Raw genomic sequence first — 26,356 nt, 5'->3', positions numbered from 1 at the left:
TGCGGGTGCCCTGGACGGTGTCGGAGGCGATCCTGGTGGACGCGTGGAAAAGGCTCTGGCCGTTTTCCACCCTACGCTTTCATTCCCTCGTGGCGGCTGCTTCGCCCGTAGGCTGTATCACGGCTCCGCCTTATCCACCGCCTGCCGCGAACGTCCCGCCAGTCTTAACGCTTAATCCAGCGGCAACTCCGTGGTGCGCTTCACCTCGCTCATGGCGATATGCGAATGCGCCTCCTGCACGTGCGGCCGCTGCAAAAGCTGGTCACGCAGGAAGCGCTCGTAGCTGTCGATATCGCGCGCCACCACCTTGAGCAGGTAATCCGACTCGCCAGCCATGGTGTGGCACTCCAGCACCTCGGGATACCCGACCACGGCCCGCTCGAACTCGTCGAGGTTGCTGCGCCCGTGGGCCGAGAGCTTGATGTTGACGAACACCGTCATGTTCAGCCCGAGTTTCTTCGGGTTGAGCAGGGCGACCTTGCGCTCGATCAGCCCCTCTTCCTGCATGCGGTGGATGCGTCGCCAGCACGGCGATTGCGACAGTTCGACCTTCTCGGCGATTTCCGCCGCGGAGAGATCGGCGTTGTGTTGCAGCAGCAGGAGAATCTTGCGATCGATGCTGCTTAGTGGCGAAGTCTGCATGGTCGTGCCTGTTTTCTTGTTGTTAGCGAATGGGTCATGCACAGAAGCACTGTTCTACCGCAAAAGTAGAAAGAAAATCTCTCTTCGTCACGGCCAGACTGTTAATCGACACGCGACGGTGGGGTGATCCCCTGCCGATTGCCAGCATCGAGAAACAACCGTGCGGTTTCTCCATGACTGCGTCAGGCGGGTAGCGAACAACGCTGCCCTGACTCCGATAACAACAAATTAGGAGCGCCCCATGTCTCTGGCCGAGATCCGTCTGGACGACAAGTACCGGCTTGCAACCGGTCATCTGTACCTCACCGGCACCCAGGCGCTGACCCGCTTGCCGATGCTGCAGCATCAGCGTGATCAGGCCCGTGGTTTGAATACCGGTGGCTTCATCTCCGGCTATCGCGGCTCGCCACTGGGCGGGCTGGACAAGAGCCTCTGGGAAGCCCGCGACTACCTCAAGCAACACGCCATCCACTTTCAGCCCGGCGTCAACGAAGAGTTGGCCGCCACCGCGGTGTGGGGCAGCCAGCAGACCAACCTGTTCCCCGGCGCCAAGTACGACGGCGTGTTCGCCATGTGGTACGGCAAGGGCCCGGGCGTCGACCGCGCCGGCGACGTGTTCAAGCATGCGAATGCGGCGGGTGTGTCGCCCCAGGGCGGCGTGCTGCTGCTGGCGGGTGACGACCACGGCTGCAAATCCTCGACGCTGCCGCACCAGAGCGAGCATGCCTTCATCGCCGCCTCGATTCCGGTGCTGAACCCGGCCAACGTTCAGGAAATTCTCGACTACGGCATCATCGGCTGGGAGCTGTCGCGCTACTCCGGCTGCTGGGTGGCGCTGAAGACCATTGCCGAGAACGTCGACTCCTCCGCCGTGGTGGAAGTCGACCCGCTGCGCGTGCAGACGCGCATTCCGGAAGACTTCGAGCTGCCCGAGGACGGCGTGCACATCCGCTGGCCGGACCCGCCGCTGGCTCAGGAAAAGCGCCTCAACCTGTACAAGATCTACGCTGCTCGCGCCTTTGCCCGGGCCAACAACCTGAACCGGGTGATGCTCGATTCGCCGAATCCGCGGCTTGGCATCATCACCACCGGCAAGTCCTATCTCGATGTGCGCCAGGCGCTGGATGACCTGGGCCTGGACGAAGCGCTGTGCGCCTCGGTCGGCCTGCGCGTGCTCAAGGTCGGCATGAGCTGGCCGCTGGAGCCGGTCTCGGTGCACGAGTTCGCCCAGGGGCTGGACGAGATTCTGGTGGTCGAGGAGAAGCGCAGCATCATCGAGGACCAGCTCACCGGGCAGCTCTACAACTGGCCCGTCAGCAAGCGTCCGCGGGTGGTTGGCGAGTTCGACGAGCAGGGCAATTCATTGCTGCCGAACCTCTCCGAACTGACCCCGGCGATGATCGCGCGGGTGATCGCCAAGCGCCTCGCGCCGATCTACACCAGCGACAGCATCCAGGCCCGTCTGGCCTTCCTGGCCGCCAAGGAGAAGGCCCTGGCCGCGCGCAGCTACAGCACCGTGCGTACGCCGCACTACTGCTCCGGCTGCCCGCACAACAGTTCGACCAAGGTGCCCGAGGGCAGCCGCGCCTCGGCCGGCATCGGCTGTCACTACATGGTGCAGTGGATGGACCGACGCACCGAGACCTTTACCCAGATGGGCGGCGAGGGTGTCAACTGGATCGGCCAGGCGCCGTTCACCGACACCCCGCACATGTTCCAGAACCTCGGTGACGGCACCTACTTCCACTCCGGCAGCCTGGCGGTGCGCGCCGCCGTCGCAGCAGGTGTCAACGTCACCTACAAGATTCTCTACAACGATGCCGTGGCCATGACCGGTGGCCAGCCGATCGACGGCGAGTTGCGCGTCGACCAGCTCAGCCGGCAGATCTTCCACGAGGGCGTCAAGCGCATCGCCCTGGTCAGCGACGAGCCGGACAAGTACCCGAGCCGCGATACCTTCGCGCCGATCACCAGCTTCCACCACCGCCGTGAACTGGATGCCGTGCAGCGTGAGCTGCGTGAGTTCAAGGGCGTCTCGGTGATCATCTACGACCAGACCTGCGCCACCGAGAAGCGTCGCCGGCGCAAGCGCGGCAAGATGGAAGACCCGGCCAAGCGCGCCTTCATCAACCCGGCGGTCTGCGAGGGGTGCGGCGACTGCGGTGAGAAGTCCAACTGCCTCGCCGTGCTGCCGCTGGAAACCGAACTGGGGCGCAAGCGCGAGATCGACCAGAACGCCTGCAACAAGGATTTCTCCTGCGTCGAGGGCTTCTGCCCGAGCTTCGTCACCGTGCATGGCGGCGGGTTGCGCAAACCCGAAGCAGTAGCTGGCGGTATCGAGGCGGCGACTTTGCCCGAGCCGCAGCACCCAACGCTGGATCGTCCATGGAACGTGCTGATTCCTGGCGTCGGTGGCAGCGGCGTGACCACACTCGGCGCGCTGCTCGGCATGGCCGCGCATCTGGAAGGCAAGGGCTGCACGGTGCTCGACCAGGCCGGTCTGGCGCAGAAATTCGGCCCGGTGACCACCCACGTGCGCATCGCCGCGAAGCAGAGCGACATCTATGCCGTGCGCATCGCTGCCGGTGAAGCCGACCTGCTGCTGGGCTGCGACCTGATCGTCGCCGCTGGTGACGAGTCACTGACCCGGCTCAACGAGCAGATCAGCAACGCCGTGGTGAACAGCCACGAGTCGGCCACCGCAGAGTTCACCCGCAACCCGGATGCGCAGGTGCCCGGCGCGGCTATGCGCCAGGCCATCAGCGATGCGGTCGGTGCCGACAAGACCCACTTCGTCGATGCCACTCGCCTGGCCACGCGGCTGTTGGGTGACAGCATCGCCACCAACCTGTTCCTGCTCGGCTTCGCCTATCAGCAGGGGCTGCTGCCGATCAGCGCCGAGGCCATCGAGAAGGCCATCGAGCTCAACGGCGTGTCGGCCAAGCTGAATCTGCAGGCCTTCCGCTGGGGCCGCCGTGCCGTGCTCGAGCGTGAAGCGGTGGAGCAGTTGGCACGCCCCGTCGATATGGTCGAACCGATCTGCAAGACCTTGGAAGAGATCGTCGACTGGCGCGTGGATTTCCTCACCCGCTACCAGAGTGCCGGGCTGGCGCGCCGCTATCGCCAGCTGGTCGAGCGCGTGCGCGACGCCGATAGCGCCGATGATCTGGCGCTATCCAAGGCCGTCGCGCGCTACTACTTCAAGCTCCTCGCCTACAAGGACGAGTACGAGGTGGCGCGGCTGTACAGCGAGCCGGAATTCCGCCAGCAGCTCGAAGCGCAGTTCGAGGGCGACTACAAGCTGCAGTTCCACCTCGCCCCGGCCTGGCTGGCCAAGCGTGACCCCGTAACCGGTGAACCGCGCAAGCGCGAGCTGGGGCCGTGGGTGCTGAACCTGTTTGGCGTGCTGGCCAAGTTCCGCTTCCTGCGCGGTACGCCGCTCGATCCGTTCGGCTATGGCCACGACCGCCGCGTCGAGCGCCAGCTGATCAGCGAGTACGAGAAAACCGTGGACGAGCTGCTGGCCCAGCTCAAGCCGACCAACTACCGCACCGCCGTGGCCATCGCCGCGCTACCGGAACAGATCCGCGGCTACGGCCCGGTGAAGGAGCGCTCCATCGCCAAGGCCCGCCAGCAGGAGAAGTTGCTCCGCGAGCAATTGGCCAAGGGCGACGAGGTGCAGAGCGTGCGGCTGTTCCAGCCTGCGGCCTAGCGCGATGGCCGCGAAGTTACTGGCGCAGGAGTAACGCCTGCCAGTTTTTCGCGGCCCGGATCGCCCGAATAGCGGTGGCCCCGGTACCAGACAAGTAGCCCTGCCCGCGGCAGGGAACCAGACCAACAAGAACGAGGTAACCCAAATGTCCGTCTTCGCTCATCCCGACTTCGATCGCCACGAACAGGTGGTCTTCTGCCATGACCAGGCGTCGGGTCTGAAAGCCATTATCGCCATCCACGACACGCGCCTCGGTCCGGCGCTGGGTGGCTGCCGGATGTTCCCCTATGCCAATGACGACGACGCCCTGCGCGATGTGCTGCGGCTGTCGCGCGGGATGACCCTGAAATCCTCGCTGGCCGGACTCAAGCTCGGCGGCGGCAAGGCGGTGATCATCGGCGACCCGCACACCGGCAAGAGCCAGACGCTGCTGCATGCGATGGGCGACTTCGTCGACAGCCTCGGTGGGCGCTATATCACCGCTGCGGATTCCGGCACCGGCGATGCCGAGATGCAGGCGTTTGCCCAGCGCACCCGCCATGTGGTGGGCGCCACGCCGCGCACCACGCTGGATGGCAGTATCGCCAGCGGCGACCCCTCGCCATCCACCGCTTACGGGGTGTTCGTCGGCCTCAAGGAAGCGGTGCGTCAGCGCCTCGGTCGCGATGACCTGGCCGGGCTGAAGGTGGCGATCCAGGGCGTCGGCCATGTCGGCCTGGGCCTGGCGCGGCACCTCAAAGCTGCCGGCGCCGAGCTGTGGGTGGCAGACATCTTCGATGCCAACGTCAAGCAGGCGATGGAGGAAGTGGGCGCCAACGTGGTGCGTCCGCAGGACATCTACGGCCTGGACGTGGACGTTTTCGCGCCCTGCGCCATGGGCGGCATCCTCAACGAGCAGACCCTGGAAGTGCTGCGCGCCCCGGTGATCGCCGGCGCGGCGAACAACCAGCTGGCAACCGCCGAGATCGGCATCGAACTGCAGCGGCGCAACCAGCTCTACGCGCCGGACTACGCGATAAACGCCGGCGGCATCATCGACGTCTACTACCAGCGCACCGGCGGCAGCGCCGCGCAGATCGACGCCCATGTGAAAGCCATCGGCGACACGCTGGGCGAGATCTTCACCCGCTCCGCTGCCAGCGGTGAACCGACTTCGGTGATCGCCGATCGCCTGGCGTTGGAGCGGCTGCACGCCGGTGGCGTGCCGCAAACCGAAGCGTTCAAGCGCCAGGCTTCATGAGTGATCCCGGCCGGCCGCCTGAGTGCGCCGGCCTTCGCTGAGCGGGGCGGCGGGCTCTGAATGCCAGCGCTGCGCCCGCTCCGTTCGTTCGCACCATCCCTGACAAAAACAACAAGCAGGAATCCGCAATGTCCGATAAAACCAGCCTCGCGGCCGGCACCTTCGCCGGCGCGCGCGCACGCATCCAAGACAACGCCAGCCGCGGCCTGTGGTCGTCGCGCTGGGTGTTCTTCCTCGCCGCCACCGGCTCGGCGGTGGGCCTGGGCAATATCTGGAAATTCCCCTACGTGACCGGGCAGAACGGCGGCGGTGCCTTCGTTCTGGTGTATCTCGCCTGCATCCTGCTGATCGGCATTCCGCTGCTGATGACCGAGGTGATGATCGGCCGTCGCGGTCGGGCGAATCCTGATGGCGCCGTCGCTCGGCTGGCCCGTGAAGCCGGAGCCAGTTCGCGCTGGCGCGTGGTCGGCTGGCTCGGCGGGCTGACTGGCTTTCTCATCCTGAGTTTCTATCTGGTGGTGGCTGGCTGGGCGCTGGCCTATGTGCCGGCGACCTTCAGCGGCGGCTTCGCCGGGGTCAGCGGCGAGGCCAGCGGCGAGCTGTTCGGCGCGCTGCTGGCGGACCCGCTGCGCCTGGTGGTCTGCGCCACGCTGGTGCTGGCGGCGACCATGCTGATCGTCGGCTTCGGCGTGCGCGGCGGGCTGGAGCGATCGCTGCGCTTTCTGATGCCAGGGCTGTTCGTGCTGATGCTGGTGCTGGTCGTTTACGCCGCCATCGAAGGCGAATTCGCCCAGGCGCTGCAGTTTCTCTTCGTGCCGGATTTCTCCGCGCTGACCGCGCAGAGCGTGCTGATCGCCCTCGGCCATGCCTTCTTCACCCTGAGCCTGGGCTGCGGCGCGATGATGGTCTACGGCTCCTACCTGCCGGAAGGCACCTCGATCGCCAAGACCTCGATTCTGGTGGCGCTGGCCGATACCGCGGTGGCGCTGCTGGCCGGCCTGGCGATCTTCCCGCTGGTGTTCGGCAACGGCCTGGAGCCGGGTGCCGGGCCGGGGCTGATCTTCGTCACGCTGCCGATAGCCTTTGGCCAGATGCCGTTGGGGCAGGTCGTCGGTGGGTTGTTCTTCATCATGCTGGTGATCGCCGCGCTGACGTCGGCCATCTCGCTCTCCGAGCCGAGCATCGCCTGGCTCACCGAACGCTTCCGTATCAGCCGGACCAAGGCCGTGCTGGGCAGCGGTCTGGTGCTCTGGCTGCTGAGCCTGGGCAGCGTGTTCTCCTTCAATCACTGGGCGGACTACCAGCTGTTCGGCAAGACCTTCTTCGACACCCTGGACTACCTCACCACCAACTGGCTGATGCCGTTGGGCGGGCTGGGCACCGTGCTGTTCACCGGCTGGGTGCTGCAGCGTCAGGTGGTCAGCGAGGCCATCGGCATTCGCAACGCCGGGCTGTTCCAGGCCTGGTGGAACCTGCTGCGCTACGGCACGCCAGTGGCCATCGTGCTGGTGTTTCTCAACCTGCTCGGCTTGATCTAGCGGGTCGCCTGGTGGGCTGAAGCCCACTCTACAAGAATGCTGCGGGCTTCTATCGAAGTCCTTTTGGTGGGCTCAGGTCCATCCTATCGGAAGGCCGACGCAGGCCTTCATGGGGTGGGCTTCAGCCCACCTTTTTTATGCGCCAGGTTAAGCGGGAGATGACATGTGCGGCAGGTTGTCGCACCGCTCTGTCAGCTTTTCGTTACGCCTGGCAAGCCGCCGGGCCAGGCTTTTCAGCGAAACAGGCGCTGTAAGGAAAACCTGACAGCAGGGATGGCGTCGGCTGCTTGCCGTACCCGTAAACAGCATTGTTCGGCGCTCGGCCCTGGGGTGTGATGGGGCCAGCCAAGCCGTGCAGCGGCAGTCCTCACAACAATAATCAGGAGGCGATATGAACGCCGTGAACAAGATCGAGCAACACAATCCCATTGGTACCGACGGCTTCGAGTTCGTCGAATTCACCGCGCCGAATGCCGAAGGCATCGAGCAGCTGCGCACGCTGTTCACCCAGATGGGCTTCACCGAAACCGCCAAGCACCGCTCCAAGGAGGTCTGGCTGTTCCAGCAGCACGACATCAACATCGTGCTCAACGGCAGCCCCACCGGGCATGTGCATGCGTTTGCCGAAAAGCACGGGCCGAGCGCCTGCGCCATGGCCTTCCGGGTGAAGAATGCCGCCCAGGCGGCGGCCTACGTCGAATCCCAGGGCGCCAAGCTGGTCGGCAGCCACGCCAACTTCGGCGAGCTGAACATCCCCTGTGTCGAAGGCATCGGCGGCTCGCTGCTGTATCTCGTCGATCGCTACGGCGACAAGAGCATCTACGACGTCGACTTCGAGTACATCGAAGGGCGCACGCCGAATGACAACGCCGTCGGCCTGATGTGCATCGACCACCTGACCCACAACGTCATGCGCGGGCAGATGGACGTGTGGTCCGGCTTCTACGAGCGCATCGCCAACTTCCGTGAGATTCGCTACTTCGACATCGAAGGCAAGCTGACCGGCCTGTTCTCCCGCGCCATGACCGCACCGTGCGGGAAGATCCGCATCCCGATCAACGAGTCGGCCGACGACAAGTCGCAGATCGAGGAATTCATCCGCGAGTACCACGGCGAGGGCATCCAGCACATCGCGCTGTCCACCGACGATATCTACGCCACCGTGCGCCAGCTGCGTGCCAACGGCGTGGACTTCATGACCACCCCGGACACCTACTACGAGAAGGTCGACACCCGCGTCGCCGGCCACGGCGAGCCGACCGACGTGCTGCGTGAGCTGAATATCCTGATCGATGGTGCACCGGGCGATGACGGCATTCTGCTGCAGATCTTCACCAACACGGTGATCGGTCCGATCTTCTTCGAGATCATCCAGCGCAAGGGCAACCAGGGCTTCGGCGAAGGCAACTTCAAGGCGCTGTTCGAATCCATCGAGGAAGACCAGCTGCGCCGCGGCGTGATCAAGGCGGACGAGTAAGTTCGGGGCCGAGGTGGTTTGCGTAGGGTGGATGTCGCGCAGCACATCCACGTGTTCGGTCGGCCTGACACAGACGCGTGGAAGATGCTTCGCAGTCTTCCACCCTACGCATCGGCAACCACCGCAGCGCCATTCAGATCACGCGGTATCACGAGGAGAGGCACATGAGCCGCAAATGGATCAGTTTCCCCATCCGCGAGGGTGAGAGTTCGCGTCAGGCGCACTGCGATTTTCCGCAGGGCACCTACGAGCGCGAAATGGGCCGGGAAGGCTTCTTCGGCCCGGCTTCGCACCTGCATCACAAGCATCCGCCGACCGGCTGGATCGACTGGGAAGGCCCGCTGCGTCCGCACGCCTTCAACTTCAATCAGATCCCCAGCGAAGGCGACTGCCCGCTGCAGGCGCCGCTGGCGCTGCACAACGCCGACGTCAAGCTGCGCCTGTGGAAGACCAACGGCGCCATGCGTCATCTGGTGCGCAACGGCGACGGTGACGAGCTGCTGTTCATCCATGAGGGCGCCGGGCATTTGTACTGCGACTTCGGCCACCTGGAATTCCGCGACGGCGACTACCTGATGATCCCGCGCGGCACCGCCTGGCGCATCGAGGCGACGCAGCCGGTGTTCATGCTGCTGATCGAGAACACCGACGGCGCCTACCAGCTGCCGGACAAGGGCCTGGTCGGCCCGCACGCGATCTTCGACGCCGCGGTGCTCGATCATCCGCGCCTGGACGACGCCTTCCGTGCGCAGCAGGACGAGAACCCCTGGCAGATCCGCATCAAGCGGCGCGACCAGATCACCACCGTGACCTACCCGTACAACCCGCTGGACGTGGTCGGCTGGCATGGCGACAACACCGTGGTACGGCTCAACTGGCGCGACATCCGCCCGCTGATGAGCCATCGCTACCACCTGCCGCCGTCAGCGCACACCACCTTCGTCGCCAACGGTTTCGTGGTCTGCACCTTCACCCCGCGGCCGGTGGAATCCGATCCGGGTGCGCTAAAGGTGCCGTTCTTCCACAACAACGATGACTACGACGAAGTGCTGTTCTACCACCGCGGCAACTTCTTCAGCCGCGACAACATCGAGCAGGGCATGGTGACCTTCCACCCTTGCGGCTTCCCCCACGGGCCGCATCCGAAGGCGCTGAAGAAGGCGCAGGATGACCCGGCGACCTTTGCCGACGAGGTGGCAGTGATGATCGACACCCGCCGCGCGCTGGAAGTCGGCGAGGCTGCCGCCGCCGTCGATGTCCCCGAATACGTCAACTCCTGGCGTGCGCCGGGCAAGGAATCCTGATGAAACTCGCAACCCTCAACCAGGGCCGCGACGGCGTGCTCGTCGTGGTCTCCCGTGATCTCGCCCAGGCGGTGAAAGTGCCGCAGATCGCCGCCACGCTGCAGGCCGCGCTGGATGACTGGAACTACTGCAAGCCGAAGCTGGAAGCGGTCTACCAGCGCCTCAACGACGGGCTGGAGGAGGGCGCATTCGCCTTCGACCAGACCGCCTGCCACAGCCCGCTGCCCCGTGCCTATCACTGGGCCGACGGCAGTGCCTACGTCAACCACGTCGAGCTGGTGCGCAAGGCGCGTGGTGCGGAGATGCCGGAATCCTTCTGGCACGACCCGCTGATGTACCAGGGCGGCGCCGATGCTTTTATCCCGCCGCACAGCCCGATCCGCCTGGCCGACGAGGCCTGGGGCATCGACCTGGAAGGCGAGCTGGCGGTGATCACCGACGACGTGCCCATGGGTGCGACGCCGGCCGAGGCGGCCTCGCACATCCAGCTGCTGATGCTGGTCAACGACGTGTCGCTGCGCAACCTGATCCCCGGCGAGCTGGCCAAGGGCTTCGGCTTCTACCAGAGCAAGCCGTCGTCGAGCTTCTCGCCGGTGGCGGTGACGCCGGACGAGTTAGGCGAAACCTGGCGCGACGGCAAGGTGCATCGGCCGCTGGTCTCGCACATCAACGGCGAGCTGTTCGGCCAGCCGGATGCCGGCACCGACATGACCTTCAACTTCCCGACCCTGGTTGCCCATGCCGCGCGCACCCGTCCGCTGGGCGCCGGCACCATCATCGGTTCGGGTACGGTGTCGAACTACGACCGCAGCGCCGGCTCGTCCTGCCTGGCCGAGAAACGCATGCTCGAGGTCGTCGAGCACGGCGAGGCGAAGACGCCGTTCCTCAAGTTCGGCGACCGGGTGCGCATCGAGATGTTCGACGCCGCCGGGCAGAGCATCTTTGGTGCCATCGATCAGCAGGTGGAGCGCTATGGGCACTGAGCTGACGCTCTACGGCTACTGGCGCTCCAGTGCCGCCTACCGGGTGCGCATCGCGCTGAATCTGAAGGGCCTGGCCTACCGCCAGGTGCCGGTGCATCTGGTCAAGGATGGCGGCCAGCAGCGTGCGGCCGATTACCGCGCCCTCAACCCGCAGCAGCTGGTGCCGCTGCTGGTGGACGAAGGCAATGGCGGCGCGCGCATCAGCCAGTCGCTGGCGATCCTGGAGTACCTCGACGAGGTGTTTCCGGTACCGGCGCTGCTGCCGGCCGATCCGGTTGAGCGCGCCCAGGTGCGCTCGCTGGCCATGCACATCGCCTGCGAGATCCATCCGCTGAACAACCTGCGCGTGCTGCAGTACCTCAGCGCCGAACTGGGCGTCGATGACGAGGCGAAGAATGCCTGGTATCGGCATTGGGTCAGCCAGGGGCTGGCGGCGGTGGAGCAGGGCCTGGAAACCTTTGGTGACAAGCTTTCCCTGAACGATCGGCCAGGTTATCTGGAGGCATGCCTGGTGCCGCAGGTATACAATGCGCGCCGTTTTGCCTGTGACCTCGCGGCGTATCCACGCATTCTCGAGATCGTTGCCCGCTGCGAGACGCTTCCGGCCTTCCAGCAGGCCGCGCCGGAGGTGCAGCCCGACGCTCAATGAACGACTGAATCCGCCTTGCACGCCGCCGCGCCCTGCGCGACGGTCCCGATCCCGTCACAGATAACAACAAACAGGTGACGTATGACTCGTGAAAAACCGAAGAACCTCTGGCTGTCGCGCTGGGGCTTCATCCTCGCGGCAACCGGCTCCGCCGTGGGCCTGGGCAACATCTGGAAATTCCCCTACATCACCGGCGAGTTCGGCGGTGGTGCCTTCGTATTGATGTACCTGCTGTGCATCCTCGCCATCGGCGTACCGGTAATGATGTGCGAGATCGCCATCGGTCGCCGCGGCCGTGGCAGCCCGATCGACGCCATCGGCCGGGTGGTCCGCGAGAACAACGGCAACCCGCTGTGGAAGGCGGTCGGCGGCATGGCCATGACGGCCGGCTTCCTGATCCTCTGCTTCTATGTGGTGGTTGCCGGCTGGGCCTTCGCCTACACGGTGAAGATGCTCGACGGCTCCCTGGCCGCGACCAGCGTCGAGGCATTGGGCGGCGTATTCGAGGCGCACAACTCCAACCCCTGGCAGCTCGGCGGCTGGAGTCTGCTGGTAGCGCTGCTGACCCTGTGGATCGTCGCCAAGGGTGTGCAGAAGGGCATCGAGAACGCCGTGCGCTGGATGATGCCGGGCCTGGCCGTGCTGCTGCTGATCCTGGTGGGTTACGCGGTGACCAGTGGCGGCTTCGATCAGGGCTTCGCCTTCCTGTTCAGCTTCGATACCTCGAAGATCACCGGTGAGGCGCTGCTGGCCGCGCTTGGCCACGCGTTCTTCACCCTCAGCCTGGCTTCCGGTGCGATCCTCACCTACGGCTCGTACATCCCGGATGACCAGTCCATCGCCCGCACCACCTTCATGGTCGCCATCGCCGACACCTGCGTCGCGCTGCTGGCGGGCCTGGCGATCTTCCCGATCATCTTCGCCAATGGCATGGACCCGACCGCCGGCCCTGGCCTGATCTTCATGAGCCTGCCGCTGGCCTTCCAGCAGATGCCGTTCGGCACTGCGTTCGGCGTGCTGTTCTTCGCCATGGTATCGATCGCAGCGCTGACCTCGGCGATCTCGATGATCGAAGCCACCGTTGCCTACCTCAACGAGAAGCACGGCATCTCGCGCCTGAAGGCGGCGATGGGCTCGGGTGCGGTACTGCTGGTGATCAGCATGCTGGCGATGCTCTCGTTCAACCTCATGTCCGGCTGGACGCCGATGGGCAAGAACTTCTTCGACTGGCTGGATTACCTGACCTCGCGCTGGATGATGCCGCTGGGCGGGATCTTCACCGTGCTGCTGGCCGGTTACGCACTGCGCAGCGAGATCATGCGCGACGAGCTGAACTTGCCGCCGCTGGGCTACGCACTGTGGCTGTTCATGGTCCGCTACGTCTGCCCGGTGCTGATCCTGATGGTGTTCCTGCACGCCCTCGGCTGGTTGGGCTTCGACCCGCTGCAGCGCTGGTACTGGATCGCCGGCGCGATCGGTGCACTCACCCTGGTCGGCGAGCTGCTGCGCCCGCGAGTGATGCCGGCGCTGGCCGGGCGCTGAGTTCATCGGCGCGACAGGAAACGCCAGCCGCGAGGCTGGCGTTTTCGTTTCTGCGGCTGCGATTACGGCGTGCACGGTGCCGACCGTTCGCCGGCAGGCCTGGTGCACGAGTTGCTCTACGTCATGCAATTGTAAAGTTCGGCTGCGCTTGGCCGACACCCTGACTGAGAGCCAGGGATCTGGCGCACGGAACACGGACGCTCTATTTGCCCGAACCGTTGCGGACCACGCCATGCCCAAGCACCTGAAGTTCAGCCACAAGATCCTTCTGGCCGCATCGCTGATCGTGATTGCGACCTTCTCGTTGTTCACCCTGTTCAACGACTATCTGCAGCGCAATGCCATTCGCGACAATCTCAACAGCTACCTCGATGAGATGGGCGACGTCACCGCGCACAACATTCAGAACTGGTTGTCCGGCCGTATCCTGCTGGTGGAAAGCGCCGCGCAGAGCATCGGCAGCGACGACGCCGAAGCCCGAGTAGCTGAGCTGCTCGAGCAGAAGGCACTGGCTTCGACCTTCATGTTCAGTTACCTCGGTGGGCAGGATGGCAGCTTCCTCATGCGGCCTGCCGAAGAGATGCCCGCCGACTACGATCCACGCGCGCGCCCTTGGTACAAGGACGCGATAGCCGCCGGCGGCTCGACGCTGACCGAACCCTATGTGGATGCGGCGAGCGGCGAGCTGGTCATATCCATCGCCACCCCGGCGCAGCAGAACGGTCGGAACATTGGCGTCGTCGGCGGAGATCTGGGGCTCAAGGTACTGGTTGAGATCATCAACGCGCTGGACTTCAACGGCATGGGCCATGCCTTCCTGGTCAGCGGCGACGGCAAGATCCTGGTGCACCCGGACGGCAGCAAGGTGATGAAGTCGCTTGGCGAACTGTTCCCGGGGCACACGCCGTCGCTGGACGCCAACTACAGCGAGGCCGAACTGGACGGACAGACCCGCATCCTCAGCTTCAGCCGCGTGCAGGGCCTGCCCTCGGTGAGTTGGTACGTCGGTATCTCGCTGGACAAGGCCAAGGCCTACGCCGCCCTGGCCAGCTTCCGCACCTCCGCTGTGGTCGCGGCACTGACCGCCGTTGGTGTGATCCTGCTGTTGCTCGGCATGCTGATGCGCGTGCTGATGCGTCCCCTCACCGACATGGGCCGCGCCATGGCCAACATCGCCGAAGGTGAGGGCGATCTGACCCGGCGACTGGCGGTGCAGTCGAAGGACGAATTCGGCGAACTGGCCTCGGCCTTCAACCGCTTCGTCGAGCGTATTCATACCTCCATCCGCGAAGTGTCCTCCGCGACGCAGCAGGTCAATGAGGTTGCCGCCCGGGTGTTGGCAGCGTCCAACTCGTCGATGGCCAACTCCGATGAGCAGGCCAGCCGCACCAACAGCGTGGCGGCAGCGATCAACGAGCTCGGCGCCGCCGCGCAGGAGATCGCGCGCAACGCGGCCGATGCCTCGCAGCAGGCCAGCGGTGCGCGGCATCAGGCCGAGGACGGTCGTCAGGTGGTCGAGCAGAACATCGCCGCGATGCGCGAGCTGTCGGCGAAGATCAGCGCGTCCTGTGCGCAGATCGAAGCGCTCAACGCCAAGACCGTCGACATTGGCCAGATTCTCGAGGTGATCAAGGGCATTTCCGAGCAGACCAACCTGCTCGCGCTGAATGCCGCCATCGAAGCGGCACGGGCCGGTGAGGCAGGCCGCGGCTTCGCAGTGGTCGCCGACGAGGTACGCAACCTGGCGCACCGCACGCAGAGTTCGGCGCAGGAAATCCAGCAGATGATCGAACAGCTGCAGGTCGGCGCCGGCGCCTCGGTGCAGACCATGACCGAGAGTCAGCGGCAGAGCGAGTCCAGCGTCTCCATCGCCGACCGCGCCGGCGAGCGCCTCGGCGAGGTCACTCAGCGCATCGGCGAGATCGACGGCATGAACCAGTCGGTGGCCACCGCCACCGAGGAACAGACCGCGGTGATCGAGTCACTGAACATGGACATCACCGAGATCAACACGCTGAACCAGCAGGGCGTGGAGAACCTGCAGTCGACCTTGCGCGCCTGCGGCGACCTGGACCAGCAGGCGCGCCGGCTCAAGCAGCTGGTGGACAGCTTCCGTATCTGACCGGAACGGTGGTTTTAGAAGGGCGCTGCGGCGCCCTTTTTCATGGATGTGATTTGCTCGCGGAGCAATGTGCCCGTGAGGGCAGTCTCAACTGTTCACGTCGCGCTTCAACAAGGAGGCTCCATGAAAATTCTTATCGTGCTCACGTCCCACGACCAGCTGGGCGACACCGGCAAACAGACCGGCTTCTGGCTGGAGGAATTCGCTGCGCCGTACTACGTCTTCCTAGATGCCGGCGCGCAGGTGGTACTCGCTTCGCCCGAGGGTGGCGAGCCGCCGCTCGACCCGAAGAGCGACGAACCCGACGCCCAGACCGAGGCCACCGAGCGCTTCAACGGCGACGGCGAGGCGCAGACCCTGCTGGCCAATACCTACCGGCTGGATCAGGTCACGGCCGAGGATTTCGACGCGGTGTTCTACCCCGGCGGCCATGGCCCGCTGTGGGATCTGGTGGATAACCCGACTTCCATCGCGCTGATCGAGTCCTTCGTCAAAGCCGACAAGCCGGTGGCCGCGGTCTGCCATGCACCGGCTGCACTGACCGAGGTTCGCGGCAAGGATGGCGAATACCTGGTCAAGGGCAAGCGCGTCACCGGTTTTACCAATGGCGAGGAAGCCGGTGTGGAGCTGACCGAAGTGGTGCCGTTCCTGCTCGAAGACCGCCTGCGCGAGCGGGGCGGCCAGTACAGCAAGGGGGCGGACTGGAAGCCCTACGTGCAGGTCGACGGCTTGCTGGTAACCGGGCAGAACCCCGCCTCATCGGAAGCGGCGGCGCAGGAACTGCTCAAGCTGCTGCGCGCCTGATGATTACTGCGGCCAGGCGAGCTGTTCCGCCTGGCCGCAGGCCTCGAACAGCGGCCGGCTGAACAGATAGCCCTGCATCAGGTGAATGCCCAGGTCGAACAGGGCGCTGCATTCGTCGGCGGTCTCGATACCTTCACCAATCACCTGGATGCCCAGCTCTTCGCACATCGCCACCGTCGCCCGCACGATGGCCTGACGCGGACGGCTCTGGTCGATGCCGCGGATCAGGTCCATGTCCAGCTTGATGAGGTCCGGCTGAAAGTCGGCCAGCAGGTTGAGCCCGGCAAAGCCCGCACCGAAGTCGTCGATGGCGGTGAGAAAGCCGATGCGCTGGTATTCGCGGAACACTTCGGTCAGCCATTTGCCATCGCTGATGCGTTCGCCTTCGACGGTCTCGAAGATGATCCGCTCGATCGGAAAGTCATGGGCGCGGGCGGCTTCCAGCGTCGAGCGGATGCACAGCTCGGGGCGGTAGATGGCGTTGGGCATGAAATTGATCGACAGCTTGCTCTGCATGCCCAGTTTGGCAGCGGTCTTGATTGCTTTGACCCGGCCGGCCTGATCGAAGCGAAACCGATTGTCCTCGTTGACCTGAGACAGCACGGTGGGGGCCGGCTCGCCGCCGACGCCGCGCACCAGCGCCTCATGAGCGAATATCTGCCGGCTGCGCAGGTCGATGATCGGTTGAAAGGCGTAGCTGAAGCCGAAGCCCAGGCGTTCGCCGCTGGCGCAGCTGGGGCAGGCGCCGTGCTCGCTGGCGCCATGACAGGCATGGGCATCGGCAGCTGGGGCGTTGCGGGTGTTGCTTGAACTCATGGACGCACTCGATGGGGACCGGACTGATGGCAGGTTAGCGGCGGAACGGCCTCTTGCTGAAGTCCGCTGGTCTGCCAGCGCGGCACACATGGCCGCTTTCAGCGCTTCGCGACTGGGTGCGTTGGTGGCTTGGGCTTGGTGCCGAGCTCCTCGATCAGGCTGCGTGCGGCGAAATCGGCGGCATCGGTAAAGGGGTTCAGTACGCGCGCGACGCCGGCTGCATCCAGCGCCTTGCCATGCTGGTCATCGCGCACCACCCCGGCGATCTTGCCCTGGAAGCCGGCATGTTTGAGCGCGTGGAGGAAGGCGCGATTGGCCTCCCACTGCGGAAAGCTGGTGACCACCCATTCGGCATGCTGCAGCGGCAAGGACTCGAGAAAGCTGGGGTCCTCGCCATCGCCGAAACGGACCGGTAGCTTGCTGCGGCGCAGGGTGCGCACGGCTTCCGGGTCGAAATCAACTCCAAGCACCGGCATTCGCGCCGCCGCCAGCTGCTGCAACAGGCGCGAGCCATAGCGGCCCAGGCCGAAGACGATGATGCGCGGATGGCCCTGCGGCTTCCCCAGAGCCTCCACTTCCAGCTCGCGATAGGGGCGTTTGCGCTCGAACACGCCGAGCCAGGGCGCCAGCCGTTCGTAGAGCGGTTGCGAGAACAGAATCATGTAGGTCGAGAGCATGATGGTCACCAGTCCGACCAGCGTGGTCAGCCCCAGCGCTTGCGGCCCGACATGGCCGAGGGTGATGCCCATGGCGACGAAGACGATGGAGAACTCGCTGATCTGCGCCACCGTCAGTCCGGCGAGAAAGCCGGTGCGCTTGCGATAACCCATGTAGCCCATGATCGCCATGACGATCAGCGGATTGCCGATCAGCACGAACAACGCCAGCACGACGGCCGGCAGGATCTCGTTGCCGAGGGTGGAAAAATCCAGCCTGCCGCCCAGGTCGATGAAGAAGAACAGCAGCATGAAGTCGCGGATGCCGGTTAGGCGCGCGTTCATCGCCTCGCGATACGCCGTCGAGGCCAGCGAGAAGCCGGCGACGAAGGCCCCGGCCTCCTTGCTGAAACCGACGTAGTCGCCCAGCGCAGCCAGCCCGGTGCCCCAGGCGATGGCGAAGATCAGCAGCAGCTCCTGCGAGCGCGCCATGCGGCTGACCAGCTTCGGCAGGATGTAGCGCATCAGCACATACATCACGATGGCCGCGCCGGCCAGGCGTATCAGCAGCGAGCCGGAGACCTCGGCCCAGCCGGCATCGCCGGCGCCGCGCAGGGCACTCATGGTCATCATCGCCAGCACCACGGCAAGGTCCTGAACGATCAGAAAGCCGACCGCGATACGCCCGTGCAGCGAGTCCAGCTCGTGTTTGTCCGAGAGCAGCTTGACGATGATGATGGTGCTGGAAAAGGTCAGCGCCACCGCGATGTAAAGCGCTTCCATGGCGCTCTTGCCCATCAGCAGGGTGAGCGCGAAGCCGAAGATGATGGTGAAGGTCAGCTGCCCCAGCCCCGTAGCCAGCGCCACCGGGCCGATATTGCGGATATGCGCGAGGTCGAGCTTGAGCCCGACCACGAACAGCAGCACGGCAACGCCGATTTCGGCCAGCAGGTGGATCTGCTCAGCCGCATTGACCGGACCGAACAGCGCCGGGCCGAGCAGAATGCCGACCACGATGTAGGAGATCAGCAAGGGTTGGCGCAGGCTCACGGCAATCGCGCCGACCACCGCCGAGATGATCAGCAGCATGGCGAATTCGGCGAAGGGGCCGTGGGCAAGCAGCGCTTCCATCGATGTCTCCGTGAAGGTGAGGGTTTGACGCCGTGGCGCCGCGCCTATCCTGCGGCAGTGCGTTGTTCGCCGCCACCGCCGGTTATGGCAAAACGTAAATCCGCTCGAACGGCGTTCGCCATGAGGCGCGGCCGAGCGAGCGCTGCCGCGCTGCTGCTAGAATCCGCCCTTTTTCATCCCGCCGAAACGGCGCTGCGAGCCTGCCATGACCTTCGCCTCCCTGGGCCTGATCGATCCGCTGCTGCGGACCCTGGAAACCCTCGATTACCGCAAGCCGACGCCGGTGCAGATCGAAGCCATTCCCGCCGTGCTCAAGGGCCGCGACCTGATGGCGGCGGCGCAGACCGGCACCGGCAAGACCGCTGGCTTCGCCCTGCCATTGCTGCAGCGCCTGACCATGGAAGGCGCCAAGGTGGCGAGCAATTCGGTACGCGCGCTGGTACTGGTGCCGACCCGCGAGCTGGCCGAGCAGGTGCACGAGAGTTTTCGCGTCTACGGGCAGAACCTGCCGCTGCGCACCTATGCGGTGTATGGCGGGGTCAGCATCAATCCGCAGATGATGGCGCTGCGCAAGGGCATCGACGTGCTGGTGGCCACGCCCGGTCGCCTGCTCGACCTCTACCGGCAGAACGCGGTGGGCTTCAACCAGTTGCAGGCGCTGGTGCTGGACGAGGCTGACCGCATGCTCGACCTCGGTTTCGCCGACGAGCTGGATCAGCTGTTCTCCGCTCTGCCGAAGAAGCGCCAGACGCTGCTGTTTTCCGCGACCTTCTCCGAGGCGATCCGGCAGATGGCCCGCGAGCTGCTGCGCGATCCGCTGTCGGTCGAGGTCAGCCCGCGCAACGCCGCGGCGAAGACGGTCAAACAGTGGCTGGTGCCGGTGGACAAGAAGCGCAAGAGCGAACTGTTCCTGCACCTGCTGGCGGAGAAGCGCTGGGGCCAGGTGCTGGTGTTCGTCAAGACGCGCAAGGGCGTCGATCAGCTGGTCGACGAGCTGCAGGCTGCGGGCATTTCCAGCGATGCGATCCACGGCGACAAGCCACAGGCCTCGCGGCTGCGCGCGCTGGAGCGCTTCAAGGCGGGCGAAGTGCAGGTGCTGGTGGCGACCGATGTCGCCGCGCGCGGGCTGGACATCCATGATCTGCCGCAGGTGGTCAACTTCGACCTGCCGATCGTCGCCGAGGATTACGTACACCGCATCGGCCGTACCGGTCGCGCCGGCGCCACGGGCGAAGCGGTTTCCCTGGTCAGTGCCGATGAAGTCGATCAGCTCGCCGCCATCGAAACCCTGATCAACCAGGTGCTGCCGCGCCACGACGAGCTGGGCTTCGTGCCGGACCACCGCGTGCCGACCACCACACTGGGCGGGCAGATCATCAAGAAGCCGAAGAAACCGAAAAAGCCCAAGGATGCCGGCGGCAAGGGCAAGATCCATCTCGGCAACTGGTTCGACGAGAGCGAAAAGCCCAACGCCAAGCCGATTCGCAAGGTACCGAGCCTGGGCGGCGGCAAACCGGCGAAAAAGCGCTGAGTGTCCGCGCGGACCGGCTGCGTCAGGCTTCTGCGCTGCGTCCGTGGGCGACGAACGGACAATAAACCTGTCTTTTGCGAGGGAACTACCTGGGCCGATGCGGGACGAAGTTAGCCGTCTGTCACTGGGCCGAACATTGTCCAGGGTGGCGCTTTGAATTGGAGAAAGGGACAGGGAGCAACAGATGGAGCATCCGGCACGCAGCGAAAACAATTTCGACTTTCTGCGCTTTCTCGCGGCGATGATGGTGGTGGTCAGTCACAGCTTCTGGCTGTATGAACGCAGCAATCCGCTGGCGGTAGCTGGGGGGCAGTTCGGTATCGGTCCGATTGCCGTCTACATGTTCTTCGTGATCAGCGGATTCCTGATCACCGCGTCTTGGCAGAACAGCCAGCAGGTCTTCGCGTTCTTTGCCAAACGGCTGCTGCGGATCTTGCCGGCCCTGACGGTGGTGACGCTGCTGACCGTTCTGGTAGTCGGGCCGCTGGCGACCGATCTGCCGCTTGGCCGCTATTACAGCGACAGCCAGACCTGGGGCTACTTGTCCAACCTGTTCTTCTGGGGCCAGTATCGACTGCCCGGCGTGTTTGCGGCCAACCCCTTTCCGCATACGGTCAACGGCTCCATCTGGACGCTGCCGTTCGTAATCTTGATGGACCTTTCGCTCGTCGGCCTGGCCCTGAGCGGCCTTCTGCGGCGCTCGACGGTGCTGGTTGGCGCTCTTGCCCTGATGTTGCTCAACATCGGCCTGCTGACACTGCTCGACGTGGATAGCCGTGGCTTGGTCAACCTGATCCGGCTCGGTGCCTACTTTTACGCGGGCGTGGCACTGTACCTGTTGTTTGACAGGGTTCCGCGCGGCGGCGTGCTGGCTCTTGCGCTGGCCGTGGTGTTGGCGGTCGGCATCGGTGCTGGCGTTGGGGGCGTCGCGGCGATGCTGACCCTGCCCTATCTGGTCGTATATTTAGCTTTTGCGAGAATTCCGCGGCTGGCGCGCTTCGGTCGCCATGGCGATTTCTCGTTCGGTATCTACCTCTTCGGTTTTCCCTTGCAACAGCTGCTGATCCACTGGCTCGGCACCGAACAGCTCTCGCTGTACGGCTTCATCGCGCTGAGCATGACCGCCAGCCTGGCCATGGGCGTGCTGTCGTTCCACCTGGTGGAGCGCCCGGCGCTGCGCCTGAGGCGTTACCTGCCGTCGCGCCCGTTTGCCGGCGCGATGCAGGCGACGGTCACCCGGCTGACTCGCTGACAGACGGCGACAGGCTGCCGGCTGCGCAAGCGGCATCGCCTCCCACGGGCGACACGTGCCGCGCAACACGCTGAGTTCTGCGCTACCGACTGGCGCCGTCAGCCGCCCATGAAGGTCAGGTGGATGTCGCTGCCGTAGCGGCGAATGATCTCGCGCTTGGCCGCATGGAACGCGGCGACGTCGTCGGCCAGCGCCGATTTGCCCAGCTTCCGGCGCGCCAGTTCCTCGGCGATCACGTCCATGAACAGCTCGGCCAGCAGCAGGCGTGCCGAATCGCGGAAGTTGCCGTGGCCGTCGACGTACAGCTGCACGGTGGGTGCCGCGGTATTGATCAGGATCTTGCGTTCTTCCGGACTGTAGACGGCGCGATCCCGGTCTTCGCCGAGATAGCGGAACTCGTAGCCGGTGAACATGGCCTCACCGTGATCGCGCGCAGGGCGGTGCGCAGTGGCATGGTGTTGCCCCGCGGGGTGGTGGTGAGCATGTGTCGACGCGTGCTCGGCGATAACAATCTCGCACCAGGCCAGGTAGTTGCCGGCGCGCACGACGATCTCGCCATGAGCGGCCGCCGACTGGCCGGCGACCGTCCACTCCATGCATGGCTTGTCGCGTAGCGCCTGTAGCGGAACAGGCGCGGGCGCCGGATCGATGCTCAGCCCTTCGCTGAGGCTGGCGTCCACCTGCAGGATCGTGTCCGGTGGCAGTTGCTGTGGATCGAGCAGCAAGCGGATGTGAAATGGGCGCTCCGGCTGGCGATAGTAGAACGGCGTGCTGAAGCGCAGCGCAGCCGGTTGCGCATCGGTGTCCGAGGGGACTGTCGTTGCGCTGGCCGGCGCCACGATGCCGAAATCGTGGATCGCCGCCTGGCTCATGCGCTGCAACAGGTGCTCGATCATGTGTGCGGTGCGCCCGGAGGTGGTGGCGCGTTCCAGGTGTCTGAGTTTTTCCTGCTCGGCCATCACGAACGGGGCGATCAACTGGCTGACCGCCCGGGCGAATGCCGCCACCAATGGTGTCTTCAGGTTCAGCCCGGCGCGTTCGTCGCTGATCACCGCGACACCCTGGCCGAGCTGCTCGCTGAGCGCCGGGCAGCGGACGGTGCCGAACAGGTATTCGGTGCCGACCTGGTTCTCGTAGTCGAACAGCTGGCAATCCAGCGCCGCCGTGCCGGAAAGCACCAGCAGGCCGCTGGTGCGCTCGTCACCGCGCGGCACCAGTTGCGCGTCCAGCGCGCGCTTGAGTGTCAGGTGGAAGGCAAAGGTCTGGCCGTCGCAGTGGAATTCGCCCGCCAGGTCCGGGCCGAGCAACAACAGTGACGACGGTTCCTCGAAACTGATCCGCCCGCTGCGCTCGATCTCGACGCCGTCACGCAGATGCGCCATCTCCATGTGCCGACGGCCGAGCACGTCGCGCAGATAGATGTTGTTGGCCAGCGACTCGCTCAGGGCGCTGAACTGGGAAATACGCACCTGGCTGCTTTCGATGATGATGGCGACGCGCGTGCCGTTGCCGGCAATGCCGAGGCGCTCCCGGTCGCGCTCGGTCACCGTGCGATCCTGGCCACCGTCATCGTAGAGATAGCCGCCGTTCTCGGCGCGGAACAGTTCGATCCGCGACAGCCGTCCTCCATGGATGGTTTCCAGCCAGCCGTAGCCAAGGCCGAAGATCGCCTGCTTGAGGCCACGGCCGAAATAACCGCGCCCGCCACCGGTGCCCTGCGCCAGCGGGCTGTGTGCGCCGCCATAGCTGAGAATCGAGCAGGCCGCGGCGAACGGCATGCCCTGGGCCTGGTCGGTGACGGCCAGCAGAGCACCGCGCCTGTGACGCTCGTACTGCACGAGGATCTGCCCGGAAACTGCCACACCCGCTGCCTCCAGTCGGGCGTAGCTGTCGTCGCTGTTGGTGATCAGTTCGACCAGCGCCTTCTCGATCGAAGCGAAGCGCCTGGAGTCGATGTCGATGACACGTTGATCCACCGGGATTGCGTTGACGGCCATCGATGTTCCCTCGCGCGTGTTCGTCCTCGCGCGCCAAACGGGGTACTGCTTGCGGCGCGCGCTCTGCAACTGAAGCTAGCAGCGCACGGGGCAACCGGCGAGTGACTAGTGGTCGCGCAGCCAGCGCAGCATGCCCTCGGCCGCGGCTCTTCCGCTGGCGAAACAGGCGGTCAGCAGATAGCCACCGGTGGGTGCTTCCCAGTCGAGCATCTCGCCGGCGCAGAACACGCCGGGCAGTTGACGCAGCATGAGGTTGGCATCCAGTGCCTCGAACGGTACCCCGCCAGCGCTGCTGATGGCTTCGTCCAGCGGGCGCGGGTGCAGCAGGCGGATGGGCAGCGCCTTGATCGCCGCGGCCAGCGCCTGCGGGTCATGGAACGTGGTGGCATCGGTCAGTTCGCGCAACAGTGCCGCCTTGACCCCATCGAGCTTCAGCTGGCGATGCAGATGCTTGGCCATCGACTGCGAACCGCGCGGTCTGGCCAGAGCGTCGGCAATCTGTACCTGGCTGCGATCCGGCAGCAGGTCGAGCAGCACGGTCGCGGCGCCGTCGCGATTGATCGTCTCACGGATGCGCGCGGACAGCGCATAGACCAGGCTGCCCTCGATACCCGTGGCGGTGAGCACGAACTCGCCCTTGCGCGGGGCTTCGCCGGGCAACGCCAGGCTCACCGTCTTCAGCGGCGCGCCGGCGAATTTCTCGCGCAGGTGCTCGCTCCAGCCGGCCACTTCGAAGCCACAATTGGCCGGCTGCAGCGGTGCGATGGCAATGCCGCGGTTTTGCAGCAACCGTACCCAGGCGCCATCCGAGCCCAGTCGCGCCCAGCTGCCGCCGCCGAGGGCGAGCAGGGTGGCGTGCGCCGCGACTCGGGTTTCGCCTTGCGGCCCGGCGATACGCAGCGCGCCGTGCTCGTCCCAGCCCAGCCAGCGCTGGCGGGTGTGCAGCTGCACGCCGCTCTCGCGCAGGCGCTTGAGCCAGGCGCGCAGCAACGGCGCGGCCTTCATGTCGCTAGGGAACACCCGGCCGGAACTGCCGACGAAGGTGTCGATGCCCAGCCCGTGAATCCATTCGCGCAGCGCGGCGGGTGTGAAAGCGTCCAGCAGCGGGCGCAGCTCGCCGGCGCGTTCGCCGTAGCGGTTGACGAAGGCGGCGTAGTCCTCGGCATGGGTGATGTTCATGCCGCCGACCCCGGCAAGGAGGAACTTGCGCCCCACCGACGGCATGGCGTCGTACAGATCGACGGTGACCCCGGCCTGGCCGAGCACTTCGGCGGCCATCAGCCCGGCGGGGCCGCCGCCGATGATGGCGACACGGTAGGAAGGGGCGGGCGGGGTCATGGCGATAGCCTGGCGAACATCACGGGGCGCGCATTGTAGCCGCTGACGGTTGCTCAGCCGAGTCCGTGGCGCTGCCAGGCCGAGTGGGCGCTGACATGCAAGGTCGCGTGGCGGCGGGCGAGCAGGGCGCGGTCCTTGTCGTAGCCGCCGCCGATCAGGCCAACCACCGGAATATCACGGCCGAGGCAGTGATCCAGCACGGCACTGTCGCGCGCCGCCAGGCCTGCATCGCTGAGCGAGAGCAGGCCGAGGGCGTCGTCGCGATGCACATCCACACCGGCATCGTAGAGCACCAGGTCTGGCTGGTAGATTGGCAGCAGGTAGTTCAGCGTGTCGTGCACCACCTTGAGATAGGCCTCGTCGCCCATGCCCGGCGGCAGCGGGATATCCCAGTCGCTGTGGGCCTTGCGCGTGGGGAAGTTCTTTTCGCAGTGCAGCGAGACGGTCACCGCATCGGGTATGTTTTCCAGGATGCGCGCGGTGCCGTCGCCCTGATGCACGTCGCAGTCGAAGATCAGCACGCGCCCGACACGCCCGCTTTCCAGCAGATACAGCGCGATCACCGCCAAGTCGTTGAAGATGCAGAAACCCGAGGCGTGGTCTCGGTGGGCATGGTGCGTGCCACCCGCCAGATGGCAGGCCAGGCCGTGCTGCAGTGCCTGCTCGGCCGCTAGCAGCGAGCCGCCCACGGCGCGCACCGTACGCTGCGCCAGCTCCGGACTCCAGGGCAGGCCGAGGCGGCGCAGCTCGTCGCGGCCCATCTCGCCGCTGCAGTAGCGCGCGACGTAGTCAGGGTCGTGTGCCAGCGCCAGAATGTCGTGGCCGCATAGCTCGGGGCGCAATAGCGTTGCGTCTGTGGTCAAACCCAAGGCGACCAGATGGTCGCGCAGCAGACGAAACTTCTCCATGGGGAAGCGATGGCCCGGTGGCAGCGGCGGGCTGTAATCATCGTGGAAGACCAGGGGAAGCGACATGAACCACGCGTGTTCGATGGATGTGCGCCGCAGTATGCAGGCTGGCCGTCGGAGCGCTCAAGGGAGCAGGGATGGTCGCACGAATCGCACTTGAGACACCGCGGCTCAGGCTGCGCCACTGGCATGACGACGATCTCGAGTTGTTGGCGCGGCTGTGCGCCGACCCGGAAGTGATGCGCTATTGCTCGGCGCTGATGTCGCGTGACGACTGTGCGGCGCTGATGGTGCGCAGTCGCTTGCACTTCGTGCGTCACCGCTTCGGCCTGTGGGCGCTGGAGCGCAAGGACAGCAAGGCGTTCATCGGTTACTGCGGGCTCGCCTCGTGTTCCTTGCCTTCGCCGACGCCCGCGCTCGAGCTGCTCTGGGCTGTGGCCTGCGATCAGTGGGGGCAGGGTCTGGTCCATGAGGCCGCGCAAGCTGTACTTGACTGCGCCTTTGGCGAGCTCGGCCTGCCCGAGGTGGTCGCCTGTGCGGCGCAGATCAACGAGCCGGCCACGCAGCTGCTGGAAGGGCTCGGCATGCGCGCGGAGCACGCAAGCTCGTTCGGCCATCCCGATCTGGCGCCTGAACACCCTCTGCATTTGCAGGTGCTCTACCGCCTGCAGCGGGACGATTGGCGACAATAAGCACTGTTGCTGGAGCGATTTC

Annotated in this window: 19 protein-coding genes; 13 read left to right on the top strand and 6 right to left on the bottom strand. The window is 65.4% G+C overall.

Translation table 11 applies throughout. The features are described from left to right. Positions 1 to 171 precede the first annotated feature (171 nt). Positions 172 to 642, bottom strand: coding sequence for an Lrp/AsnC family transcriptional regulator (locus PSEST_RS17095; RefSeq protein ID WP_003281718.1), 471 nt, complete (start codon positions 640 to 642; stop codon positions 172 to 174). A gap of 241 nt (positions 643 to 883) precedes the next feature. On the opposite strand from PSEST_RS17095, the gene PSEST_RS17090 reads away from it, so the two are divergent. The 10 genes from PSEST_RS17090 to PSEST_RS17045 all read left to right on the top strand — a co-directional run bounded on the left by PSEST_RS17090 (position 884) and on the right by PSEST_RS17045 (position 16,013). After that, on the top strand, positions 884 to 4,354 hold the full coding sequence (locus PSEST_RS17090; protein ID WP_015278227.1) for an indolepyruvate ferredoxin oxidoreductase family protein: 3,471 nt from the start codon (positions 884 to 886) through the stop codon (positions 4,352 to 4,354). A 145-nt stretch (positions 4,355 to 4,499) separates the two neighbouring features. Further along, positions 4,500 to 5,594, top strand: coding sequence for a Glu/Leu/Phe/Val dehydrogenase dimerization domain-containing protein (locus PSEST_RS17085; RefSeq protein ID WP_015278226.1), 1,095 nt, complete (start codon positions 4,500 to 4,502; stop codon positions 5,592 to 5,594). 128 nt (positions 5,595 to 5,722) lie between these two features. Beyond that, the gene (locus PSEST_RS17080) at positions 5,723 to 7,132 is read left to right on the top strand and encodes a sodium-dependent transporter (protein WP_015278225.1); all 1,410 of its coding nucleotides are present in this window, start codon (positions 5,723 to 5,725) and stop codon (positions 7,130 to 7,132) included. A gap of 391 nt (positions 7,133 to 7,523) precedes the next feature. Beyond that, positions 7,524 to 8,609 carry a 4-hydroxyphenylpyruvate dioxygenase gene (hppD, locus tag PSEST_RS17075; RefSeq protein ID WP_015278224.1) on the top strand — a complete coding sequence of 362 codons (1,086 nt, stop codon included), beginning with the start codon at positions 7,524 to 7,526 and terminating at the stop codon, positions 8,607 to 8,609. Between the two features lie 164 nt (positions 8,610 to 8,773). Next, positions 8,774 to 9,913 carry a homogentisate 1,2-dioxygenase gene (locus PSEST_RS17070; RefSeq protein ID WP_015278223.1) on the top strand — a complete coding sequence of 380 codons (1,140 nt, stop codon included), beginning with the start codon at positions 8,774 to 8,776 and terminating at the stop codon, positions 9,911 to 9,913. Then, positions 9,913 to 10,896 (top strand): fumarylacetoacetate hydrolase family protein, encoded by a 984-nt coding sequence (locus PSEST_RS17065; protein ID WP_015278222.1) that lies wholly within the window; start codon positions 9,913 to 9,915, stop codon positions 10,894 to 10,896. Before PSEST_RS17070 ends, PSEST_RS17065 begins: the two co-directional genes overlap by 1 nt. Continuing rightward, positions 10,886 to 11,545, top strand: coding sequence for a maleylacetoacetate isomerase (maiA, locus tag PSEST_RS17060; protein WP_015278221.1), 660 nt, complete (start codon positions 10,886 to 10,888; stop codon positions 11,543 to 11,545). Before PSEST_RS17065 ends, maiA begins: the two co-directional genes overlap by 11 nt. Before the next feature lie 81 nt (positions 11,546 to 11,626). Next, complete coding sequence (locus PSEST_RS17055) at positions 11,627 to 13,087, top strand: sodium-dependent transporter (protein WP_015278220.1); 1,461 nt, start codon at positions 11,627 to 11,629, stop codon at positions 13,085 to 13,087. 232 nt (positions 13,088 to 13,319) lie between these two features. Next, the gene (locus PSEST_RS17050) at positions 13,320 to 15,209 is read left to right on the top strand and encodes a methyl-accepting chemotaxis protein (protein ID WP_015278219.1); all 1,890 of its coding nucleotides are present in this window, start codon (positions 13,320 to 13,322) and stop codon (positions 15,207 to 15,209) included. Between the two features lie 123 nt (positions 15,210 to 15,332). Further along, positions 15,333 to 16,013, top strand: coding sequence for a type 1 glutamine amidotransferase domain-containing protein (locus PSEST_RS17045; RefSeq protein ID WP_015278218.1), 681 nt, complete (start codon positions 15,333 to 15,335; stop codon positions 16,011 to 16,013). Positions 16,014 to 16,016: 3 nt separating this feature from the next. On the opposite strand, the gene PSEST_RS17040 is transcribed toward PSEST_RS17045, so the two are convergent. After that, positions 16,017 to 16,829, bottom strand: coding sequence for an EAL domain-containing protein (locus tag PSEST_RS17040; RefSeq protein WP_015278217.1), 813 nt, complete (start codon positions 16,827 to 16,829; stop codon positions 16,017 to 16,019). A 98-nt stretch (positions 16,830 to 16,927) separates the two neighbouring features. Next, the gene (locus PSEST_RS17035) at positions 16,928 to 18,616 is read right to left on the bottom strand and encodes a cation:proton antiporter (RefSeq protein WP_015278216.1); all 1,689 of its coding nucleotides are present in this window, start codon (positions 18,614 to 18,616) and stop codon (positions 16,928 to 16,930) included. A 205-nt stretch (positions 18,617 to 18,821) separates the two neighbouring features. Between PSEST_RS17035 and PSEST_RS17030 the strand changes: the two genes are divergently transcribed. Both PSEST_RS17030 and PSEST_RS17025 read left to right on the top strand, forming a co-directional pair. After that, the gene (locus PSEST_RS17030) at positions 18,822 to 20,147 is read left to right on the top strand and encodes a DEAD/DEAH box helicase (protein WP_015278215.1); all 1,326 of its coding nucleotides are present in this window, start codon (positions 18,822 to 18,824) and stop codon (positions 20,145 to 20,147) included. A 184-nt stretch (positions 20,148 to 20,331) separates the two neighbouring features. Then, positions 20,332 to 21,399 (top strand): acyltransferase family protein, encoded by a 1,068-nt coding sequence (locus PSEST_RS17025; RefSeq protein ID WP_015278214.1) that lies wholly within the window; start codon positions 20,332 to 20,334, stop codon positions 21,397 to 21,399. A 98-nt stretch (positions 21,400 to 21,497) separates the two neighbouring features. On the opposite strand, the gene PSEST_RS17020 is transcribed toward PSEST_RS17025, so the two are convergent. The 3 genes from PSEST_RS17020 to PSEST_RS17010 form a co-directional block, all read right to left on the bottom strand. After that, complete coding sequence (locus tag PSEST_RS17020; RefSeq protein WP_015278213.1) at positions 21,498 to 23,396, bottom strand: ATP-binding protein; 1,899 nt, start codon at positions 23,394 to 23,396, stop codon at positions 21,498 to 21,500. Positions 23,397 to 23,501: 105 nt separating this feature from the next. Continuing rightward, complete coding sequence (locus tag PSEST_RS17015) at positions 23,502 to 24,734, bottom strand: TIGR03862 family flavoprotein (RefSeq protein ID WP_015278212.1); 1,233 nt, start codon at positions 24,732 to 24,734, stop codon at positions 23,502 to 23,504. A gap of 53 nt (positions 24,735 to 24,787) precedes the next feature. Next, positions 24,788 to 25,708 (bottom strand): histone deacetylase, encoded by a 921-nt coding sequence (locus PSEST_RS17010; protein ID WP_015278211.1) that lies wholly within the window; start codon positions 25,706 to 25,708, stop codon positions 24,788 to 24,790. A gap of 71 nt (positions 25,709 to 25,779) precedes the next feature. On the opposite strand from PSEST_RS17010, the gene PSEST_RS17005 reads away from it, so the two are divergent. Beyond that, on the top strand, positions 25,780 to 26,334 hold the full coding sequence (locus PSEST_RS17005; RefSeq protein ID WP_015278210.1) for a GNAT family N-acetyltransferase: 555 nt from the start codon (positions 25,780 to 25,782) through the stop codon (positions 26,332 to 26,334). The last annotated feature ends 22 nt before the right edge of the window (positions 26,335 to 26,356 follow it).

Origin of the sequence: Stutzerimonas stutzeri RCH2, assembly GCF_000327065.1 — a bacterium.
GTDB classification, from domain to species: domain Bacteria; phylum Pseudomonadota; class Gammaproteobacteria; order Pseudomonadales; family Pseudomonadaceae; genus Stutzerimonas; species Stutzerimonas stutzeri_AE.
This window is presented reverse-complemented; position numbering and strand designations above follow the sequence as displayed.

Excerpts from the sequence above, each read along its gene's own strand:
- PSEST_RS17095 (WP_003281718.1), bottom strand. The coding sequence starts at position 642 with ATGCAGACTTCGCCACTAAGCAGCATCGATCGCAAGATTCTCCTGCTG.
- PSEST_RS17090 (WP_015278227.1), top strand. The coding sequence starts at position 884 with ATGTCTCTGGCCGAGATCCGTCTGGACGACAAGTACCGGCTTGCAACC.
- PSEST_RS17085 (WP_015278226.1), top strand. The coding sequence starts at position 4,500 with ATGTCCGTCTTCGCTCATCCCGACTTCGATCGCCACGAACAGGTGGTC.
- PSEST_RS17080 (WP_015278225.1), top strand. The coding sequence starts at position 5,723 with ATGTCCGATAAAACCAGCCTCGCGGCCGGCACCTTCGCCGGCGCGCGC.
- hppD (WP_015278224.1), top strand. The coding sequence starts at position 7,524 with ATGAACGCCGTGAACAAGATCGAGCAACACAATCCCATTGGTACCGAC.
- PSEST_RS17070 (WP_015278223.1), top strand. The coding sequence starts at position 8,774 with ATGAGCCGCAAATGGATCAGTTTCCCCATCCGCGAGGGTGAGAGTTCG.
- PSEST_RS17065 (WP_015278222.1), top strand. The coding sequence starts at position 9,913 with ATGAAACTCGCAACCCTCAACCAGGGCCGCGACGGCGTGCTCGTCGTG.
- maiA (WP_015278221.1), top strand. The coding sequence starts at position 10,886 with ATGGGCACTGAGCTGACGCTCTACGGCTACTGGCGCTCCAGTGCCGCC.
- PSEST_RS17055 (WP_015278220.1), top strand. The coding sequence starts at position 11,627 with ATGACTCGTGAAAAACCGAAGAACCTCTGGCTGTCGCGCTGGGGCTTC.
- PSEST_RS17050 (WP_015278219.1), top strand. The coding sequence starts at position 13,320 with ATGCCCAAGCACCTGAAGTTCAGCCACAAGATCCTTCTGGCCGCATCG.
- PSEST_RS17045 (WP_015278218.1), top strand. The coding sequence starts at position 15,333 with ATGAAAATTCTTATCGTGCTCACGTCCCACGACCAGCTGGGCGACACC.
- PSEST_RS17040 (WP_015278217.1), bottom strand. The coding sequence starts at position 16,829 with ATGAGTTCAAGCAACACCCGCAACGCCCCAGCTGCCGATGCCCATGCC.
- PSEST_RS17035 (WP_015278216.1), bottom strand. The coding sequence starts at position 18,616 with ATGGAAGCGCTGCTTGCCCACGGCCCCTTCGCCGAATTCGCCATGCTG.
- PSEST_RS17030 (WP_015278215.1), top strand. The coding sequence starts at position 18,822 with ATGACCTTCGCCTCCCTGGGCCTGATCGATCCGCTGCTGCGGACCCTG.
- PSEST_RS17025 (WP_015278214.1), top strand. The coding sequence starts at position 20,332 with ATGGAGCATCCGGCACGCAGCGAAAACAATTTCGACTTTCTGCGCTTT.
- PSEST_RS17020 (WP_015278213.1), bottom strand. The coding sequence starts at position 23,396 with ATGGCCGTCAACGCAATCCCGGTGGATCAACGTGTCATCGACATCGAC.
- PSEST_RS17015 (WP_015278212.1), bottom strand. The coding sequence starts at position 24,734 with ATGACCCCGCCCGCCCCTTCCTACCGTGTCGCCATCATCGGCGGCGGC.
- PSEST_RS17010 (WP_015278211.1), bottom strand. The coding sequence starts at position 25,708 with ATGTCGCTTCCCCTGGTCTTCCACGATGATTACAGCCCGCCGCTGCCA.
- PSEST_RS17005 (WP_015278210.1), top strand. The coding sequence starts at position 25,780 with ATGGTCGCACGAATCGCACTTGAGACACCGCGGCTCAGGCTGCGCCAC.